Raw genomic sequence first — 1,026 nt, forward strand, 5'->3', positions numbered from 1 at the left:
TATCCCATGGCTTATGAGACATGTCGGTTGGGAGACACTGCACTTCATGTGCGGCGCGTGCGACTTCGGCAGCAATCCGGAGCTAATCACGACTGAAGACAGGCGGTACTCTCGCGAGGTGGGTGCTAACCCACTGTTTTTTCCGGGCGGCCCCGGTGCAGCCAGCAACGTTCCAGGAGGCATCACGGCAATTCGGAGAAGTCGGGAACTTCCTCCTCCGATCCGGACATTATCTAATGAACGCACCGAGTCATTGGGCGAGCTTCGAGCGGTTAGTCTTCCGAGCCAGTTCAGCGGGCGCACATCATGAGCAAAGGGGTACAAGTGAAGAAAATCGCCTCCTGTTACTTCGGCGTTGGACTGACGGCCCTTGCTCTGTCCGGTTGCGCAGCAGCTCCCGTCGCCGGCGGTGAGCCGGCCACCACGCCATCGGCAACGGTTGACGCAAGCGATGAGGCGTCAAGGCCGTACTCGGCACAGCAGAGCGTCGAACAATTTGCCGGACTCGATTTCGACTACGACCCATTGACCTCTCCGGCCGCACTCGCTGAGCGGAGCAGGCTTGTGGTGGCGGGAACGATTGATCGAGTCCAAGAAGGTCGAGTTGAGATCGTCCCGGGGAACGAGAACATACCTGGGATTTCTACCATCGTGCTCGTGCTGAGAGATGCCAAGGCGGTGGTAGGAAGCGTCGATGAAGGTAGTGATGGCTTGGTGTATGTCGAATTACAGAACCCCGGCCAGCAAGACCCGGATGCGTACCAGGACGGCTTGCGCGAGGGCTCGAGGGTCGTCGCATATCTCCTTCCAGCATTCGACGGGGCACTCGTTGAGGGTACGGATATTGCTATCGCTGAGCCGAAGGCGGGTCGACCCGTTGGGCAGGCTCTATACATGCCCACGGGCCCACAAGCGCTGATCCTCCAGTATGAAGACGAGGCTGTCGTCTGGCCCCTGATTGGGGAAAAGCGAGACGGCAGTCTTGAAGACACATTGCCGGGCGGGGAACTCATTGCGTCCTGATAG

At 59.2% G+C, this 1,026-nt stretch carries 1 protein-coding gene; it reads left to right on the forward strand.

Going from position 1 to position 1,026, the window contains the following annotated elements; translation table 11 throughout:
- Nucleotides 1-324: 324 nt before the first annotated feature.
- Nucleotides 325-1,023, forward strand: coding sequence for a hypothetical protein (locus K2F54_RS18880; RefSeq protein WP_220607396.1), 699 nt, complete (start codon nucleotides 325-327; stop codon nucleotides 1,021-1,023).
- Nucleotides 1,024-1,026: the final 3 nt, after the last annotated feature.

The organism is Cryobacterium inferilacus (assembly GCF_019599185.1).
GTDB classification, from domain to species: domain Bacteria; phylum Actinomycetota; class Actinomycetes; order Actinomycetales; family Microbacteriaceae; genus Cryobacterium; species Cryobacterium inferilacus.